The sequence below is a fragment of the Streptomyces sp. NPDC048361 genome (assembly GCF_040651795.1).
In the GTDB taxonomy this organism is placed as follows: domain Bacteria; phylum Actinomycetota; class Actinomycetes; order Streptomycetales; family Streptomycetaceae; genus Streptomyces.
Genome location: NZ_JBEZKW010000007.1, coordinates 23853 through 40952 on the forward strand (window position 1 = coordinate 23853; position 17100 = coordinate 40952).

15 protein-coding genes and 3 pseudogenes are annotated in these 17100 nt (G+C 70.7%); 13 read left to right on the forward strand and 5 right to left on the reverse strand.

Translation table 11 applies throughout. The features are described 5' to 3' along the window. The first annotated feature begins 131 nt into the window (after positions 1-131). The 5 genes from atpA (at position 132) to AB0D31_RS05930 (ending at position 5183) form a co-directional block, all read left to right on the forward strand. Positions 132-1730 carry a F0F1 ATP synthase subunit alpha gene (gene atpA, locus AB0D31_RS05910; RefSeq protein ID WP_362717560.1) on the forward strand — a complete coding sequence of 533 codons (1599 nt, stop codon included), beginning with the start codon at positions 132-134 and terminating at the stop codon, positions 1728-1730. A gap of 23 nt (positions 1731-1753) precedes the next feature. Beyond that, the gene (locus AB0D31_RS05915) at positions 1754-2671 is read left to right on the forward strand and encodes a F0F1 ATP synthase subunit gamma (RefSeq protein ID WP_362717563.1); all 918 of its coding nucleotides are present in this window, start codon (positions 1754-1756) and stop codon (positions 2669-2671) included. Continuing rightward, positions 2671-4113: a F0F1 ATP synthase subunit beta gene (atpD, locus tag AB0D31_RS05920; RefSeq protein ID WP_362717566.1), complete on the forward strand. Its 1443-nt coding sequence runs from the start codon at positions 2671-2673 to the stop codon at positions 4111-4113. The genes AB0D31_RS05915 and atpD overlap by 1 nt, the downstream gene beginning before the upstream one ends. 121 nt (positions 4114-4234) lie before the next feature. Further along, positions 4235-4609: a F0F1 ATP synthase subunit epsilon gene (locus tag AB0D31_RS05925; RefSeq protein WP_362717569.1), complete on the forward strand. Its 375-nt coding sequence runs from the start codon at positions 4235-4237 to the stop codon at positions 4607-4609. A gap of 127 nt (positions 4610-4736) precedes the next feature. Then, on the forward strand, positions 4737-5183 hold the full coding sequence (locus AB0D31_RS05930) for a DUF2550 domain-containing protein (RefSeq protein ID WP_328309569.1): 447 nt from the start codon (positions 4737-4739) through the stop codon (positions 5181-5183). Positions 5184-5527: 344 nt separating this feature from the next. On the opposite strand, the gene AB0D31_RS05935 is transcribed toward AB0D31_RS05930, so the two are convergent. Both AB0D31_RS05935 and AB0D31_RS05940 read right to left on the reverse strand, forming a co-directional pair. Beyond that, positions 5528-7381, reverse strand: coding sequence for a glycoside hydrolase family 18 chitinase (locus AB0D31_RS05935; protein WP_362717572.1), 1854 nt, complete (start codon positions 7379-7381; stop codon positions 5528-5530). 170 nt (positions 7382-7551) lie between these two features. Continuing rightward, positions 7552-7668, reverse strand: a pseudogene (locus tag AB0D31_RS05940) (LuxR C-terminal-related transcriptional regulator); the annotation flags it as partial. Positions 7669-7868: 200 nt separating this feature from the next. Between AB0D31_RS05940 and AB0D31_RS05945 the strand changes: the two are divergent. Genes AB0D31_RS05945 through AB0D31_RS05960 form a run of 4 tightly spaced genes read left to right on the forward strand, consistent with a single transcriptional unit; the run spans position 7869 to position 10743 of the window. Continuing rightward, positions 7869-8564, forward strand: a complete 696-nt coding sequence (locus AB0D31_RS05945) for a response regulator transcription factor (protein ID WP_362717575.1) — start codon at positions 7869-7871, stop codon at positions 8562-8564. Further along, on the forward strand, positions 8561-10024 hold the full coding sequence (locus tag AB0D31_RS05950; RefSeq protein ID WP_362717578.1) for a HAMP domain-containing sensor histidine kinase: 1464 nt from the start codon (positions 8561-8563) through the stop codon (positions 10022-10024). Before AB0D31_RS05945 ends, AB0D31_RS05950 begins: the two co-directional genes overlap by 4 nt. 45 nt (positions 10025-10069) lie before the next feature. After that, positions 10070-10501, forward strand: a complete 432-nt coding sequence (locus tag AB0D31_RS05955) for a hypothetical protein (protein ID WP_362717581.1) — start codon at positions 10070-10072, stop codon at positions 10499-10501. A 23-nt stretch (positions 10502-10524) separates the two neighbouring features. Beyond that, complete coding sequence (locus AB0D31_RS05960) at positions 10525-10743, forward strand: hypothetical protein (protein WP_362717583.1); 219 nt, start codon at positions 10525-10527, stop codon at positions 10741-10743. Between the two features lie 197 nt (positions 10744-10940). Here the strand turns inward: AB0D31_RS05960 and AB0D31_RS05965 are convergent, their stop codons facing one another. Both AB0D31_RS05965 and AB0D31_RS05970 read right to left on the reverse strand, forming a co-directional pair. Next, on the reverse strand, positions 10941-11513 hold the full coding sequence (locus AB0D31_RS05965; protein ID WP_362717586.1) for a cob(I)yrinic acid a,c-diamide adenosyltransferase: 573 nt from the start codon (positions 11511-11513) through the stop codon (positions 10941-10943). 13 nt (positions 11514-11526) lie between these two features. Next, a pseudogene (locus AB0D31_RS05970) lies at positions 11527-11643 on the reverse strand (ABC transporter permease); the annotation flags it as partial. Between the two features lies 1 nt (position 11644). On the opposite strand from AB0D31_RS05970, the pseudogene AB0D31_RS05975 reads away from it, so the two are divergent. The 4 genes and pseudogenes from AB0D31_RS05975 to AB0D31_RS05990 all read left to right on the forward strand — a co-directional run. After that, positions 11645-11755 (forward strand): annotated as a pseudogene (locus AB0D31_RS05975) (TetR/AcrR family transcriptional regulator); the annotation flags it as partial. 145 nt (positions 11756-11900) lie between these two features. Next, on the forward strand, positions 11901-12749 hold the full coding sequence (locus AB0D31_RS05980) for a 3-hydroxyacyl-CoA dehydrogenase family protein (RefSeq protein WP_362717589.1): 849 nt from the start codon (positions 11901-11903) through the stop codon (positions 12747-12749). A 137-nt stretch (positions 12750-12886) separates the two neighbouring features. Further along, entirely contained in the window at positions 12887-13210 is a 324-nt protein-coding gene (locus AB0D31_RS05985; protein WP_362717591.1) for an STAS domain-containing protein, read from the forward strand. A gap of 313 nt (positions 13211-13523) precedes the next feature. Continuing rightward, entirely contained in the window at positions 13524-16088 is a 2565-nt protein-coding gene (locus tag AB0D31_RS05990; protein ID WP_362717594.1) for an ATP-binding protein, read from the forward strand. A 267-nt stretch (positions 16089-16355) separates the two neighbouring features. On the opposite strand, the gene nucS is transcribed toward AB0D31_RS05990, so the two are convergent. After that, positions 16356-17027, reverse strand: coding sequence for an endonuclease NucS (nucS, locus tag AB0D31_RS05995; RefSeq protein ID WP_362717597.1), 672 nt, complete (start codon positions 17025-17027; stop codon positions 16356-16358). Positions 17028-17100 lie beyond the last annotated feature (73 nt).

The following is a 17100-nucleotide window of genomic DNA, read 5'->3' on the forward strand; positions in this document are numbered from 1 at the left end:
TCGGCGCACCACCTGAATTAGCAACACCAGCGGCCCGGTTGGGCCGTGCAGAAATTGCAGAAGATTCCTGGGGGTCGGCCCCCAGACCCCCTTAGAAACTTCGGGCCCAACAAGGAGAGCAGGGAACCCAGATGGCGGAGCTCACGATCCGGCCGGAGGAGATCCGGGACGCGCTGGAGACTTTTGTCCAGTCGTACCAGCCGGACGCGGCCTCGCGCGAGGAGGTCGGTACGGTCAGCGTTGCCGGCGACGGCATCGCGAAGGTCGAGGGTCTTCCCTCGGCCATGGCGAACGAGCTGCTGCGGTTCGAGGACGGAACCCTTGGTCTCGCCCTCAACCTCGAGGAGCGCGAGATCGGTGCGATCGTCCTCGGCGAGTTCAGCGGAATCGAAGAGGGCCAGCCGGTGCAGCGCACCGGTGAGGTGCTCTCGGTCGGCGTAGGCGAGGGTTACCTCGGCCGCGTCGTCGACCCGCTCGGCAACCCGATCGACGGCCTCGGCGAGATCGAGACCGACGGCCGCCGAGCCCTGGAGCTGCAGGCTCCGGGCGTCATGGTCCGTAAGTCGGTGCACGAGCCGATGGCGACCGGTTACAAGGCCGTCGACGCGATGGTGCCGATCGGCCGTGGCCAGCGTCAGCTGATCATTGGTGACCGTCAGACCGGCAAGACCGCTCTGGCCGTCGACACGATCATCAACCAGCGCGACAACTGGCGCTCGGGCGACCCGAAGAAGCAGGTCCGCTGCATCTACGTCGCCATCGGCCAGAAGGGCTCGACCATCGCCTCCGTGCGTGGCGCCCTGGAAGAGGCCGGCGCGCTGGAGTACACGACGATCGTCGCCGCGCCCGCGTCCGACCCGGCCGGCTTCAAGTACCTCGCCCCGTACACCGGTTCGGCCATCGGCCAGCACTGGATGTACGACGGCAAGCACGTCCTCATCATCTTCGACGACCTGTCGAAGCAGGCCGACGCCTACCGCGCCGTGTCGCTGCTGCTGCGCCGTCCGCCGGGCCGCGAGGCCTACCCGGGCGACGTCTTCTACCTGCACTCGCGTCTCCTTGAGCGCTGCGCGAAGCTGTCGGACGAGATGGGTGCCGGCTCGATGACGGGTCTCCCGATCGTCGAGACCAAGGCGAACGACGTGTCGGCGTTCATCCCGACCAACGTCATCTCCATCACCGACGGCCAGTGCTTCCTGGAGTCGGACCTGTTCAACGCCGGTCAGCGCCCCGCGCTCAACGTCGGTATCTCCGTCTCCCGAGTCGGTGGTTCCGCGCAGCACAAGGCGATGCGCCAGGTGTCGGGCCGACTCCGTGTCGACCTCGCCCAGTACCGCGAGTTGGAGGCGTTCGCCGCCTTCGGTTCCGACCTGGACGCGGCTTCCAAGGCCTCCCTCGAGCGCGGCAAGCGCATGGTGGAGCTCCTGAAGCAGCCGCAGTACTCGCCGTACCCGGTCGAGGAGCAGGTCGTCTCCATCTGGGCCGGCACCACCGGCAAGATGGACGACGTACCCGTCGAGGACATCCGCCGCTTCGAGGCCGAGCTGCTGGAGTACCTGCGCCGCGAGCGCAAGGAGCTCCTCACCTCGATCGCCGAGGGCGCCAAGATGTCGGACGACACGCTGCAGTCCGTCGGCGACGCCATCGCGGGCTTCAAGCGCCAGTTCGAGACCTCGGACGGCAAGCTCCTCGGTGACGACGCGCCGGCACCGGTCAGCACCAGCAAGTGACGACGACGGAAGGGACCTGACTCATGGGAGCGCAGCTCCGGGTCTACAAGCGTCGCATCCGATCCGTCACCGCGACCAAGAAGATCACCAAGGCGATGGAGATGATCGCCGCCTCGCGCATCGTCAAGGCGCAGCGCCAGGTGGCGGCCTCCACGCCGTACGCGACCGAGCTCATCCGTGCGGTGACCGCGGTGGCGACCGGCTCCACCACCAAGCACCCGCTCACCACCGAGGCGGAGGCGCCGACCCGCGCCGCGGTCCTGCTCATCACGAGCGACCGCGGTCTGGCCGGCGGCTACTCCTCCAACGCCATCAAGGCCGCGGAGAAGCTCTCGGAGCGGCTGCGGAGCGAGGGCAAGGAGGTCGACACGTACATCGTCGGCCGCAAGGGTGTCGCCTACTACGGCTTCCGTGAGCGCAAGGTCTCACAGTCGTGGACCGGCTTCACCGACAGCCCGACCTACGCGGACGCCAAGCAGGTCGCCGCACCGCTCATCGAGGCCATCCAGACGGAGACGGCCGAGGGCGGAGCGGACGAACTGCACATCGTCTTCACGGAGTTCGTGTCGATGATGACGCAGAGCCCGGTCGACAACCGGATGCTGCCGCTGTCGCTGGAGAAGGCTCCGGAGGAGGAAGGCGCGAAGGGCGAGATCCTTCCGCTCTTCGACTTCGAGCCGTCGGCGGAGGACGTCCTCGACGCCCTGCTGCCGCGCTACGTCGAAAGCCGCATCTACAACGCGCTGCTTCAGTCGGCCGCTTCCGAGCACGCCGCCCGTCGCCGCGCGATGAAGTCGGCCACCGACAACGCCGGAGAGCTCATCAAGAGCCTCTCCCGGCTTGCCAACGCGGCCCGCCAGGCCGAAATCACCCAGGAAATCAGCGAGATCGTCGGTGGCTCCAGTGCGCTGGCCGACGCGACCGCGGGGAGTGACAAGTAATGACGACCACTGTTGAGACGGCCGTTGCCACGGGCCGCGTCGCCCGGGTCATCGGCCCGGTCGTCGACGTGGAGTTCCCCGTCGACGCGATGCCGGAGATCTACAACGCGCTGCACGTCCAGGTGGCCGACCCGGCCGAGGACGGCAAGCTCAAGACGCTGACGCTCGAAGTCGCCCAGCACCTGGGTGACGGCATCGTGCGCGCGATCTCGATGCAGCCCACCGACGGTCTGGTCCGCCAGGCCCCGGTGACCGACACGGGCAACGGCATCACGGTGCCGGTCGGCGACTTCACCAAGGGCAAGGTGTTCAACACCCTCGGCGAGGTGCTGAACAAGCCCGAGGAGAACGCCAACATCGGCGAGCGCTGGCCGATCCACCGCAAGGCGCCCAACTTCGACCAGCTCGAGTCCAAGACCGAGATGTTCGAGACCGGCGTCAAGGTCATCGACCTTCTCACCCCGTACGTCAAGGGTGGAAAGATCGGCCTGTTCGGTGGTGCCGGTGTCGGCAAGACCGTCCTCATCCAGGAAATGATCTACCGCGTGGCCAACAACCACGACGGTGTGTCGGTGTTCGCCGGTGTCGGTGAGCGCACCCGTGAGGGCAACGACCTCATCGAGGAAATGCAGGAGTCGGGCGTCATCGACAAGACCGCCCTGGTCTTCGGTCAGATGGACGAGCCGCCGGGCACGCGTCTTCGGGTCGCCCTGGCCGGTCTGACGATGGCGGAGTACTTCCGTGACGTCCAGAAGCAGGACGTCCTCTTCTTCATCGACAACATCTTCCGGTACACCCAGGCGGGTTCCGAGGTGTCGACCCTGCTCGGCCGTATGCCCTCCGCGGTGGGTTACCAGCCGAACCTGGCCGACGAGATGGGTCTCCTCCAGGAGCGCATCACCTCGACCCGTGGTCACTCGATCACCTCGATGCAGGCGATCTACGTCCCCGCGGACGACCTGACCGACCCGGCCCCGGCCACCACCTTCGCCCACCTCGACGCGACGACGGTTCTCTCCCGTCCGATCTCCGAGAAGGGCATCTACCCGGCCGTGGACCCGCTGGACTCCACGTCCCGGATCCTGGACCCGCGCTACATCGCGCAGGAGCACTACGACGCCGCCATGCGCGTCAAGACGATCCTGCAGAAGTACAAGGACCTCCAGGACATCATCGCCATCCTCGGCATCGACGAGCTCGGCGAAGAGGACAAGCTGGTCGTGCACCGCGCCCGCCGCGTGGAGCGCTTCCTGTCGCAGAACACGCACGTCGCCAAGCAGTTCACCGGCGTCGACGGTTCGGACGTCCCGCTGGAAGAGTCGATCATCGCGTTCAACCAGATCTGCGACGGCGAGTACGACCACTTCCCCGAGCAGGCGTTCTTCATGTGCGGTGGCCTGGAAGACCTCAAGGCCAACGCCAAGGAGCTGGGCGTCTCCTGACGCGCCCGACCGCGTGGAGGGGCGGGTGCGTCCCGCCCCTCTGCGTATCGCCACGCAAGAACTGACTAGAATCGACCCAACACCCGGCCGAACCGCCGGGTGGTGACCCAAGGAGCCAACCATGGCTACTGAGCTGCACGTCGAGCTCGTCGCCGCGGACCGCAGTGTCTGGTCCGGCGAGGCCACCCTGGTCGTCGCGCGCACCACGTCCGGCGACATCGGCGTCATGCCCGGTCACCAGCCGCTCCTTGGTGTGCTGGAGTCGGGCCCGGTGATGATCCGTACGAGCGAGGGCGGCACCGTCGTCGCGGCGGTGCACGGTGGATTTCTCTCCTTCGCCGACAACAAGCTGTCGCTGCTCGCCGAGGTTGCCGAGCTGGCGGACGAGATCGATGTCCAGCGCGCCGAGCGTGCGCTGGAGAGTGCGCAGTCGGAGTCGGACGCCGCGGCCGAGCGCCGCGCCGACGTACGACTGCGTGCGGTGGCGAAGGGCTAGCCCTCTCGCCCGTGATTTTCCTCAGCCGCGGCTCGGTCCGGAATCTTCCGGAGCCGGTCGCGGCTGAGGCGATGCAGGCAGATTTTTCCGTTGCTGGATTACTGGTTGAGCGAGGAGGTCGGTGTAGATGACTCTCGCTCTGCTTGTGTGTGGCCTGGTCGTCGCGCTGGTACTGGTGGGACTCTTCGTCTTCGGTCTGCGCCGGCGGCTGATCCAGCGTTCCGGTGGGACGTTCGACTGCAGTCTGCGCTGGGGCCTTCCGGAGACGCCGGACACCAGTGGCAAGGGCTGGGTGTACGGGGTGGCCCGCTACAACGGCGACCGGATCGAGTGGTTCCGGGTCTTCTCGTACGCGATGAGGCCGCGGCGCGTTCTTGAACGTTCCGCCATCGACGTGGTGTCCCGTCGCCTCCCCGAGGGCGAGGAGGAGCTCGCGCTCCTGTCCGACGCGATCATCCTGGGGTGTACGCATCGGGGCACGCGGCTTGAGCTCGCGATGAGCGAGGATGCGCTGACGGGGTTTCTGGCCTGGCTGGAAGCGGCGCCCCCCGGCCAACGCGTCAACGTCGCCTAGCCCTCGTCCTCAATCGCTGGACGGGCTGCGTATGCCCATGCCGGGCGGCACCAGTACCGCCAGGGGCGCGGGGAACTGCGCGACCAGCCACGCGCGGTCTGCACACGAAGGCGGGGCTGCTGGGGCTCCGCCCCAGACCCCGTTCGCGCCTGAAGGGCGCTCGTCCTCAATCGCCGGACAGGCTGTGGTTGCGCATGCGGGCCCGCATCCAGTAGTCAAGGGGCGCGGGGAACTGCGCGACCAGCCACGCGCGGTCTGCAGGCGATAGACGCTTCCCGGGGGCGGACGCCCGGAAGCCCCGGCGCGGGGGACGGGCCCGGCCGGGGTTCGTGGAGGGGGATGGGTTACTTCAACCCGGAGTCCATCGCCGTCAGCAGCTCCCCGTTCGACGTGTCACCGCTGAACTCCCAGAAGAACGCGCCCCGAAGGCCCTGGTTCTTCACGTAGCTCATCTTCCCGGTGATCGTCGACGGCGTGTCGTAGCTCCACCAGTTCGACCCGCAGTGCGCGTACGCCGTGCCCGCGATCGTGCCGGTCACGGGGCAGGACGACTTCAGGACCTTGTAGTCCTCGATGCCCTGCTCGTACGTGCCCGGCGCCGGCCCCGTCGCCGTGCCGCCGGGCGCGTCCTGCGTGACGCCCGTCCAGCCGCGGCCGTAGAAGCCGATGCCCAGGTTGAGCTTGCTCGCCGGGACGCCCTTGCCGAGGTACTTCTGGATCGCCGCGTCCGTGTTGAAGCCCGCGATCGGGATGCCGTTGTACGAGGTGAGCGGGGAGTGCGGGGCCGTGGGCCCCTTCGCGTCCCACGCGCCGAAGAAGTCGTACGTCATGACGTTGTACCAGTCGACGTAAGCGGCCGCGCCGCCGTAGTCCGCCGCGTCCATCTTGCCGCCCGTCGACCCGTCGGCGGTGACCGCCGCCGTGACCAGCGCCGAGCTGCCGAACTTGGTGCGCAGCGCCGCGAGCACGTTCTTCAGGGCCGCGGGACCGCTGGTGTCACAGGAAAGGCCGCACGCGTTGGGGTACTCCCAGTCGATGTCGATGCCGTCGAAGACATCGGCCCAGCGGGGGTCCTTGACCAGCGAGTAGCAGGAGTTGGCGAACGCCGTCGGGTTGGCCGCGGCCGCGCCGAAGCCGCCGGACCACGTCCAGCCGCCGAACGACCACAGGATCTTGATGTTCGGGTACTTCTTCTTCAGCTCGCGGAGCTGGTTGATGTTGCCCGCGACCGGCTGGTCCCACGTGTCGGCGGTGCCGTCGACGCTGGAGGACGCGTCGTACGTCTTCTGGTAGTCGGCGTACGCGTCACCGATGGCACACTGCCCGTTGGTGACGTTGCCGAACGCGTAGTTGATGTGGGTCAGCTTGCTCGCCGAGCCCGAGGTGACGATGTTCTTCACCTGGTAGTTGCGCTGGTAGATGCCCCAGTCGGTGAAGTAGCCGAGCCGCACCTTGTCGCCGCCGGGGGCGGGGCCGCCGCCTCCGCCGGTGGTCGTCACGGTGACCGAGCCCGAGGAGGGGCCGGTCTGGTCGGCGGTGTCGCGCGCGGTCACGCTGTAGGTGTACGTCGTGCCCTTGGTCAGGCCCGAGTCGGCGTACGTGGTGCCGGTGACGGTGGCGATCTTCGCCGAGCCCCGGTAGACGTCGTAGTTCTTGACGCCCTTGTCGTCGGTCGCGGCGGACCAGGACAGCGAGACACCGGTGTCGGTGACGTTGCTCGTGGTCGGGGTGCCGGGGGCCGAGGGCGGGTTGTCGCCGGTCGGCGGCGTCGTACTCCCGTCACAGGAACCGCCGTTGAGCTTGCAGCCCGAAGGCGATCCGGAGCCCGCGCCGTTGAAGCCGAAGCTCACGCTCGCGCCGGGTGCGATGGCGCCGTTGTACGACTTGTTCTTGGCGGTCCAGTGGGTGCCGGAGCTCGTGACGTCCGCGTCCCAGGCCGAGGTCACGGACGTACCCGAGGGGTAGTCCCACTCCACGGTCCAGGAACTCAGCGCCGTGGTGCCGGTGTTCTTGATGGTCCAGGCGGCGCCGAAGCCGGAGCCCCAGTCCGAGGACTTGGCGTAGGTGGCGGTGGCCGAGGTGGCGGCCTGGGCCGGGGAGGCGAGGCCGACGAGGGCGGCCACGGGGAGGGCGAGTGCGGTCAGGGCCGCTGCGGCTCTTGATCTGAAGCCCGTACGGATGCGACGTGCGGTTCTCAAGGCTGCTCCCGAATGGTGCGACGGTGGTGGGGGTGGAACCCTGCTCCGTCCGGTGAGCGTGCCTCGACGCGCCAGGGATGGCATGCCCACCACAGCAGTGTGCGGTGAGCGTAGAAAGGTCTGGACCAACCGTCAAGAGGTCCAGACCTTCGATGCCTTGTCGTCCACCGGATTCCCAACTCCCGTGCCAGGAGCGCCGCTTGAGCCCTGCTGCGCAACCTCGGCTTCCCCAGCAATCTGCTGACGTGCGTCTTCACCGTCGCCTCGGCCATGTCGAGACGGAGCGCGAATCTCCGGCGCACCAGTGGGGCGGTGCTGCTCAGCGCACTGGTCCTCGAAGTGCTGCCGCTCGTGGTCACCGCCGTCGGCCTGGGATCGGCGCGCAGCCCGACTGGAAGCACGGCCGGCCTCCGACCGCGGCTCAGGGGGGCACACAGTCGGGGACCGTACGCTGACCCGGCGGTAGCCGGATGAAGTGAGGAAGCGGATGAGCGGGCCGAGCCGGGCCGGAGACGTTCTGGTCGTGGACGACGACGACGCGGTGCGCCGCTCGCTCGACCGGGGGCTGCGGCTGAGCGGCTTCCAGGTCCGCACCGCCGACAGCGGGCCGGCCGCGCTCGCCGCGATCGCCCGGCGCCCACCCGACGTCCTGGTCCTCGATGTGTCCATGCCCGGCATGAGCGGCATCGAGGTGTGCACCACGCTGCGGCGGGACGGGCACGACCTGCCCGTCCTGATGCTCTCGGCGCTCGACGAGACCGCCGACCGCATCGCCGGACTCCAGGCGGGCGGCGACGACTACCTGGTCAAACCCTTCGCCCTCCAGGAGCTGGTGCTGCGGCTGCACGCCCTGCTGCGCCGGCGTCCGCCCGCCGAACACGACGTGGTCCGCGTCTGCGGCCTGGTCATCGACCCGGCGGCCCGCACCGTCCACCGCGAAGGCCGCACCCTCGACCTCACCCGGCGCGAGTACGAACTCCTCGAAGTGCTCGCCCGCAACGCCGGGATCGTCCTCAGCCGCGACCAGCTCCTCGACCGGGTCTGGGGGTACGACTTCGACGTACGCACCGACGCCGTCGACACCTTCGTCAGCTATCTGCGCCGCAAACTGGAGGCCGGCGGGGCGTCCCGGCTCGTGCACACCGTGCGCGGCGTCGGCTTCGTCCTGAGGGAGCAGCCGTGAAGCTCGCCACCCGGATCGCGCTCGCCGTCGGCGTCACCGTCCCGCTCCTGGTCCTCGCCTGCGGCTGGCTGCTGCTCACCCTGGTCGGCCGCGATCTGCACCGCGCCGAGGACAGTCATCTGCGGGCCCGGGCCACCGCCGTCGCGCAGGACGCGCGCACCCTGCTGCAGGCCGCCGCCAACGGCCGCCCGACCGCCGAGGAGAATCGGCAACGCAGGCTGTTCAACGCCGCGTTGGACGTCGGCGTACGGCTCGTCGGGCCCGACGGCACCTTCAGCGGCGGCCCCCAGCCCGACCCATCGGTGGCGCTGCCCGCCGCCACGAAAGGGCCGGTCACCGTGGGCGGCGGGGGCCGCAGCTGGCGGGCGTACGCGCTGCCCGTCACGGGGGCGCAGGTCTCCGGCACCCTGTGGGTGTTCGAGCCGGACACCGCGAGTCGCGCGCGGATCGCCCTGGTCCGCAGGCGGGTCGTGACCACCGCACTGCTCGCCGCGCCGCTCTCCGCGCTGCTCGCCTGGGGCATCGCGAGCGCCGCGGCCCGCCCGCTCGGCCGGCTGCGGCGGGCGGCGGCCGGGCTCGACCCGCGGGCCACATCGGCCCGCCTGGAACACCGGCCGACCCGGATCGTCGAGGTCGACGACCTGGCCGCCACCCTCCAGACGGTCCTCGCCCGCTACGACGAGCAGGCCGCCCGCACCGCGGAGGCTCTGGATACCGCGCGCTCCTTCGCCGCGGCCGCCTCGCACGAACTGCGCAACCCGCTGATGAGCATGGGGACCAATCTCGACGTCCTGGCCCACCCCGGGCTGCCCGGTACCGAGCGCGCCGAGGTCGTCGAGGATCTGCGGCGCGAGCACGGGCGGCTGCTCGGCATGCTGGTGGCGCTGCGCGAGCTGGGCCGCGGCGACCTGGTCGAGGCCGACGCGTTCCGGATGCTCGACGTTGCGGAGGTCGCCGACGCCGCGGTCGCCGAGGCCCGCAGGCGCGCCCCGGACGCCCTGATCACCCTGGACGCCGGGCCCGCGCCGCTGTACGGCTGGGAGCCGGGCGTCCGCATCCTGCTCGACAACCTGCTGGGCAACGCGCTGGCCCACGGCAGGGACGCGCGGGGCCGGGCCGAGATCGCGGTGGGCGTGGGGCTCGCGGGCGGTCAGGTGCTGCTCACCGTCGACGACCGGGGCCCGGGGATCGAGCCCGCCGCCCGTCAGGAGGTGTTCCGCCGCTTCCACCGGGGGCCGGCCAGTACCGGGTCGGGGCTGGGGCTGACCCTGGTGGCGCAGCAGGCGGCGCTGCACCGGGGCACGGTGGAACTCGGCGCGGGCCCTGACGGCACGGGCACCCGGTGCACGGTGCGGCTGCCTGCGGAGGGCTCGGGGCGGGAGGGCGAACTCCGCCTGCGGCGGGACTGGTTGACGGCCACCGCGGAGCGATCACAGAGTTCCCACAAAGAGCCTTCCTAGCCTCCTGGGCGTACCGGAAACCCGTACATCAGGGAGGCAGCAGCCATGCGCAACGCCATCTTTCGACCCCGCCGGATCGCGGCGGCGGCCCTCGCCGCGACGGCCGTACTGACCGTCACCGCGCCCAGCGCCTTCGCGGACTCCACGCCTTCGCCGGCGGCCTCCGCGAAGACCCGGACCGCGAAGGCGCCGACCGGGGACGGCGCCAAGGGCGTCTGCAAGCGGGAACCCAAGGCCGAGAAGCACATCGAGCGCGCCCTGAACCGGCTCGACGGGGGAGTCACCACGGTGGGCTCGGTGGCGCGGATGCAGCAGCGGCTGGACAACGCGAAGAAGGAGGGGCACACGGAGATCGCGACGCTGCTGGACCACAAGCTGACGTATCGCAAGGGGTTGGTGACGACCCTTCAGCAGCGTCAGAAGGACATCAAGGACGTGGCGACCTGGTGCGCGGCGAACGGGAACGGGGCGAAGTGATGCGGCGGGGCGGGGTGTGGGCGGTGGGGGTCGCTGCGGCGGCGGTGCTGGTGGCGGGGTGCGGGGGTTCGCACGCGCGGCCGGACTCGTCGTCCGCCCCGTCTCCCTCCTCCTCCCCGTCTCCCTCCTCCTCCCCGGCTCTCTCCTCCTCCTCCGGAACGGAGCAGCAGATGGAGAAGAAGGTGAGCGACGCGGAGTCCGCTGCCGCGGCGGCCGACGAGGACACCAAGTCCAACCAGTGAACCCCTCAAACTCCCCCAAGGCCTCAAGGGCCAGGGGGACCCCCATGACGGGCTGAGGTTGTCCATGCGGGTCGGCACCGAGCAGTTCAGGGGCGGGGGGAACTGTGCGAGACGCGGGCACGGTCCGCACCCGAAGGCGGGGTCAGGGGCGCGGGGAACTGTGCGACCGGCCCCGTACGGTGCGCAGGTGGCCGGGGTCAGCGTTCGCCGCCCGGGACCCACAGGACGTCCCCGACCTCCGCGTTCGCCGTCCGCGCCAGGATGAAGAGAAGGTCCGACAGCCGGTTCAGGTACGTCGCCGTCAGGGCGTTCATGACCTCGCCGTGGGCTTCGAGCGCCGCCCATGTCGAGCGCTCCGCGCGCCGCACCACCGTGCACGCCTGGTGCAGCAGCGCCGCGCCCGGCGTGCCGCCGGGGAGGATGAAGCTGCGGAGCTTCTCCAGGTCCTCAAGGAAGCGGTCGCAGTCCGCCTCCAGCTTGTCGACGTAGGACTGCTCCACCCGCAGCGGCGGGTACTCCGGGTTCTCGACGACCGGCGTCGCGAGGTCCGCGCCGACGTCGAAGAGGTCGTTCTGGACCCGGACCAGCACCTTCACGACCTCCTCGGAGAGCTGCCCGAGCGCGATGGCCGTGCCGATGACGGCGTTGGCCTCGTTGGCGTCGGCGTACGCCGCGATCCGCAGATCGGTCTTGGCGGTCCGGCTCATGTCCCCGAGGGCGGTCGTGCCCTGGTCGCCGGTGCGGGTGTAGATGCGCGTCAGATTGACCATGCCGCCAGAGTAGTTATGCTCCGGCCGTCCGGAAGGCGCGTGTGCCCACCGTCACGGCGAGTACCGCGAAGCCGGCCGCCACCAGGCCCCCGTACAGCATGGCCGTGGTCGCGTACGAGCCCAGATACGCGGCCGGCCGCGACCCGAAGGCCGTCTCCCGCGAGGTCCTCGTCCTGATCGACGAGATGGAGGGGCTCCTGGGGGACAAGGTGCTCAACTACGCCGTACGGGGCGCCCGCTGAGACCCACCTCACGCCGTCCGGTGTGATGTCCGTCATCTGAGACGTGACGCGCATCTCTTAGCACTCCCAGAAGGCCGCCCGGCCGATAGCCTCCGCCAAGAAGGCTCAAGAAGGCTTGGTTGGAAACCTGTTGGAGGGAAGTGTCGTGGCCAGGAAGCTCGCCGTCATCGGAGCCGGACTCATGGGGTCCGGTATCGCGCAGGTCTCTGCCCAGGCGGGCTGGGACGTCGTCCTGCGCGACGTCACCGACGAGGCCCTCACGCGGGGCACCGACGGCATCAAGGCCTCGTACGACCGCTTCGTGGGCAAGGGGAAGCTGGCCGCCGAGGACGCCGAGGCCGCGCTCGCCCGCATCACCACGACCACCGATCTGGACGCCGCCGCCGACGCCGACATCGTCGTCGAGGCCGTCTTCGAGAAGCTGGAGGTCAAGCACGAGATCTTCCGCACGCTCGACAAGATCGTGCGCCCGGAGACCGTGCTCGCCTCCAACACCTCCGCCATCCCCATCACCAAGATCGCGGCGGCCACCGAGCACCCCGAGCGGGTCGTCGGCGTCCACTTCTTCTCGCCGGTCCCGATGATGCAGCTGTGCGAGCTGGTGCGCGGCTACAAGACCAGCGACGAAACCCTGGCCGCCGCGCGCGAGTTCGCCGAGTCGGTCGGCAAGACCTGCATCGTCGTCAACCGCGACGTGGCCGGCTTCGTCACCACCCGCCTCATCTCGGCGCTCGTCGTCGAGGCGGCCAAGCTGTACGAGTCGGGCGTGGCCAGCGCCGAGGACATCGACCTCGCCTGCAAGCTGGGCTTCGGCCACGCCATGGGCCCGCTCGCCACCGCCGACCTCACCGGCGTGGACATCCTGCTGCACGCCACCAGCAACATCTACACCGAGTCCCAGGACGAGAAGTTCGCCCCGCCGGAGCTGATGCGCCGGATGGTGGACGCGGGTGACATCGGTCGCAAGAGCGGGCAGGGCTTCTACAAGCACTGAACCGCCGACCGCCCGAGACCTCACTCCATGGGGTGAATTAGGTATCGGTTCGCTCACGGGCGGCAACTTCCGCGGCCGTCGGGCAGTCAGTTGTTGAGTCGGTTGTCGTAAGAGCCACACCATCCTCGGGAGCGCATATGCACATCAGGGGCGACCACGTCGAGCTGGTCGTCGGGGGCCGCCTCGACGTCCGCAGCGCGGCGGACGCCCGTACGGCCCTGCACTCGGCGGTCGACGACGGGGTGGGCGACCTCGTGCTCGACCTCACCGAACTGGACTCGTGGGACGCCACGGGACTCGGCGTGATCATGGGAGCCCACCGCCGGGCCGGCCGGTGCGGCCGGCGCCTCGTGCTGCGCGGCGTCCCGGCCCAGATGCAGCGCCTCCTGGTCGCCACCCGGCTGCACCGCATCCTCGCGATCGAGGGCGGCATCGTGGCGGAGGCCCTGCCGCGCGTGTAGCCGGCCCGGGCGCCGCGGCGGATCCCGGATGCCCCGGCGGGCGCTGAAACCCGTACACGGCTTCCCAGGACGGGCGTTGTCAGGACAGGAGTACGGTAATCGGACTCCGCACGCAATCCTCACGAGACTGTGACGTCTTGGGCGGGGCGGCACCCCGCCTGTTCGTAGATACTGTCCCGAGGTCTAAGGTTCGGCTTCCCGCCGATCGACGAACCCACACGGCGGGCACCGGACCAGAAGCGACAGCGAAGAGCGAAGTGTAAGGACCGGGAGGGGCATTCCTTACGCACCACGCATCTGGGGGGCTTTCACCATGGACCCGATGAGCCGGGGACCGGAAGAGTTCAACCATGCCGACGACGCGGTCGGCGTTGCGGGCGCACACACGGAACCGGCCGCCGCATCGCACCGCCCGCCGCGCGACAAGGAGCCCGCCACCACCGACTTCGGACAGCGCGCGGCCGGACTGGCCCGCACCGTCCAGCTCGTCGCCGGCGACTTCCTCCTCACCGTCAACCCGGTCGACGGCAGCGAGATCGAGAACTGCCCGCCCGGCGAGATACCCGCGCGGCCCGCGCGGCGCGACGCCACCGACCGCGCCGAGTACCAAAGGGCCGCCCTGCCGCCGCTGCCCCCCGGCCTCATGGCGCCCACCCCCGCCCTGCTCGAACGGCAGGAGGAACGCGCCAGGCTCGTACGCCTCCTCGGCCGCGGCCGCTCCGTACGGCTCACCGGGCCTGCCGGCTCCGGGCGCAGCGCCCTCCTCGACGCCGTAGCCGGCGACTGCGCCGAACTCGCCCCCGACGGCGTCGTACGCCTCTCCGGCCACCGGCGCACCCCCACCGAGCTGCTGCACGAGCTCTACGCCACGGTCTTCCAGGCACCCCGGCACCGGCCCGACCGGGCCACGCTCCTCGACCGGGTCCACGAGATCGGCGCCGTCGTCGTCCTGGACGACCTCGAGTTCGGCGGGGCCACCCTCGAAGAGCTGCTCCTGGCCACCCCCGAGTGTGCCTACGCGCTCGCCGCCACCCCCGATGTGCAGGCCCCGCACGTCGAGTCCCACGTCGAAGAGGTCTTCCTGTCCGGCCTCGGCCGCAACGCCTCCCTCGAACTCCTGGAACAGGCCGTCGACCGGCCGCTCACCGACGAGGAAGCCAACTGGGCGGGCGACCTGTGGTTCGAGTCCGAGGGGCTGCCGCTGCGCTTCGTCCAGGCAGGCGCCCTGCTGCGCCAGCGCGACCGGCTGCGCGGCGAGGTCAACTCCCTTGATCCGTACGGCTTTCCGGTGGACGAGCCCGCCGAGGCGTCGGTGTTCTCGGGCGAGGGCCGCGAGGGCCGCGAGGTCCCGCTGCCCACGCTCGGCGAAGGCGCGGCCCCCGCGGCGCTCCTCGCCTCCCGGCTGAGCGAGGCCGCCCGGGCCACCCTGCGGTTCGCCGTCGCCCTCGGCGGCGAAGTGCCGCACCAGGCGCACCTGCCCGCACTCATCGGCGACACCCACGCCGACGCCGCCCTCGGCGAACTCCTCGACAGCGGACTCCTGTCCCCGGCCGGCTCCCGTTACCGCCTCGCCGCGGGCGTCCTCACCCAGCTGGAGAACTCGGGGTACGCGACCGACGCAGGCGAGCTCGCCCACACCGCGGCCCGGCACTACACCTGGTGGACCGGGCACCCCTCGGTCACCCCCGAGCGCGCCGCCGCCGAGGCGGACGGGGTGCTCGCCTCGATGAGCGCGCTGCTCCCCGGTGACGAGCCCGACCACCCCGCCGCCGCGGTCGAACTGGCCCGCACCGCCGCCCCGGTCTTCGCCGCGAGTCTCCACTGGGGGGCGTGGGAGCGCGCCCTCAGAGCCGGCTCCGAGGCGGCCCGCCGCACCGGGGAGGTGGCAGAAGAGGCCTACTTCCACCACGAGTTGGGTGTCCTCGCGCTCTGCAACGGAGGGCTCGACCGGGCCCGCGCCGAGCTGGAGGCCTCCATCGGGCTGCGCGGCGCACTCTCCGACAAGCGCGGCACCGTCGCCGGTCGCCGCGCCCTCGCCCTGGTCGAGGACCGTTCCGGCGCGCTGCTGCCGGGCGGCCGCGCCCCGGCCGCGGCCGAGACCCCGGTCGCCCGCCCCGAGGAGTTCCAGGGGCCGGCCATGGGCGCCCCGTCGGCCGTGGTGACCGCTCAACTCCCCGGCGCGGAGAGCGCGTTGATCACCCGCCGGGACACGCCGGTCGGGGCCGCCATGCCCAAGGCGCGGCGCACCCTGTTCGGCGGCGCACGGCGCAACCTCGTCGCGGCCGGCGCCGGCGCCCTGCTCGCCGCGGTCCTCGGCACGGTGGTCACGCTCGGCGCGACCTCCGGCAGCACCGGCGAGCACCCCGACAACGACGTCAAACAGCAGCAGCGGTCGACCGGCGAAGCGGGCGACGACGGCAGCGGTGCGAGCACCGGCCCCGACGACCCCAGCGGCGGCGCCACACCGGGCGACAACAAGGGCGGACCCGCGAGCACCGGCAAGCCGGGCGTCATCCCGAAGCCCGGCAGCTCCGGGCAGCCGGTGCCGGGCACCAGCGGATCGCCGAGCACCCCGGGCGCCACCGGCCACCCCTCGACCGGGCCGTCCACACCGGGTGGCCCGAAGTCCTCGACGCCGGGCAGGCCCTCGGGCTCGATCACGCCGACGAAGCCGACGCCGCCGGACCCGACCCCGCCCAGGAGCGACCCGCCGACGGGCACTCCCTCGACGCCGGCCTCGTCGTCGCCCGGTAGCGGGGGCAGCAGCCCGCCGGACCCCAGCAGTAAACCGCCGCCCGGCAGCACGGCCCCCACCTCCCCGACGTCCACCGCGCGGGCCGGATCCACGCCGCCGTCGACGTCGACCACACCCAGCTGAAACCCCGCCGTCGACATCGATCACGCCCACTGAAACCCCGGCGTTCCCGTCGACCACACCCAGCCGAAACGCCCCCGGCGACCTCGACCTCATCGGTCCCGGCGGGTCGGCGCAGGACCCCGCGGGGCCATCGGCGCGACCGTCACCCCGGGTGACGGTCGCGCCCCCCCGCAGCACACGAGAAGGGGCCCACTCCGCGGGCCCCTTCTCGTACACCTGGTGAACGGCTCCCGTACGCATCCGGGGGGGCGGTGCGTACCAACGGGCTCAGAACAGGCGGAGCTTGTCGTCCTCGATGCCGCGCAGGGCGTTGTAGTCGAGCACCACACAGCCGATGCCGCGGTCGGTGGCGAGCACCCGGGCCTGGGGCTTGATCTCCTGCGCCGCGAAGACGCCCTGGACCGGGGCGAGGTGCGGGTCGCGGTTGAGCAGCTCCAGATAGCGGGTCAGCTGCTCCACACCGTCGATCTCGCCGCGCCGCTTGATCTCGATCGCGACGGTCCTGCCGTCGCCGTCCCGGCACAGGATGTCCACCGGGCCGATCGCCGTGGGGTATTCGCGGCGGATCAGGGTGTATCCGTCGCCGAGGGTCTCGATGCGGTCCGCGAGCAGCTCCTGAAGGTGCGCTTCCACGCCGTCCTTGATCAGGCCAGGGTCCACACCGAGTTCGTGCGACGAGTCGTGGAGGATCTCCTCCATCGTGATGATGAGCTTCTCGCCCGCCTTGTTGACGACCGTCCAGACACCTTCGCTCTCCCCGGCCCCCTCCTTGAGGGTGCAGGGCGGCGACATCCAGTTGAGAGGCTTGTACGCCCGGTCGTCAGCGTGGATGGACACGCTGCCGTCCGCCTTCACCAGGATGAGACGGGGGGCGGAGGGGAGATGGGCGGTGAGCCGGCCCGCATAGTCGACGGAGCAGCGGGCGATGACGAGACGCATGGGGCGCAACGCTACTCGACTCCCCCCGGGGAACGCGATTCGCCCTGGAGTGCACTGTTCGTTATTGGCCGGT

Bases quoted from the DNA above. Each gene is read 5' to 3' on its own strand.
- atpA (WP_362717560.1), top strand. From the start codon at position 132: ATGGCGGAGCTCACGATCCGGCCGGAGGAGATCCGGGACGCGCTGGAG.
- AB0D31_RS05915 (WP_362717563.1), top strand. From the start codon at position 1,754: ATGGGAGCGCAGCTCCGGGTCTACAAGCGTCGCATCCGATCCGTCACC.
- atpD (WP_362717566.1), top strand. From the start codon at position 2,671: ATGACGACCACTGTTGAGACGGCCGTTGCCACGGGCCGCGTCGCCCGG.
- AB0D31_RS05925 (WP_362717569.1), top strand. From the start codon at position 4,235: ATGGCTACTGAGCTGCACGTCGAGCTCGTCGCCGCGGACCGCAGTGTC.
- AB0D31_RS05930 (WP_328309569.1), top strand. From the start codon at position 4,737: ATGACTCTCGCTCTGCTTGTGTGTGGCCTGGTCGTCGCGCTGGTACTG.
- AB0D31_RS05945 (WP_362717575.1), top strand. From the start codon at position 7,869: ATGAGCGGGCCGAGCCGGGCCGGAGACGTTCTGGTCGTGGACGACGAC.
- AB0D31_RS05955 (WP_362717581.1), top strand. From the start codon at position 10,070: ATGCGCAACGCCATCTTTCGACCCCGCCGGATCGCGGCGGCGGCCCTC.
- AB0D31_RS05965 (WP_362717586.1), bottom strand. From the start codon at position 11,513: ATGGTCAATCTGACGCGCATCTACACCCGCACCGGCGACCAGGGCACG.
- AB0D31_RS05985 (WP_362717591.1), top strand. From the start codon at position 12,887: ATGCACATCAGGGGCGACCACGTCGAGCTGGTCGTCGGGGGCCGCCTC.
- AB0D31_RS05990 (WP_362717594.1), top strand. From the start codon at position 13,524: ATGGACCCGATGAGCCGGGGACCGGAAGAGTTCAACCATGCCGACGAC.
- nucS (WP_362717597.1), bottom strand. From the start codon at position 17,027: ATGCGTCTCGTCATCGCCCGCTGCTCCGTCGACTATGCGGGCCGGCTC.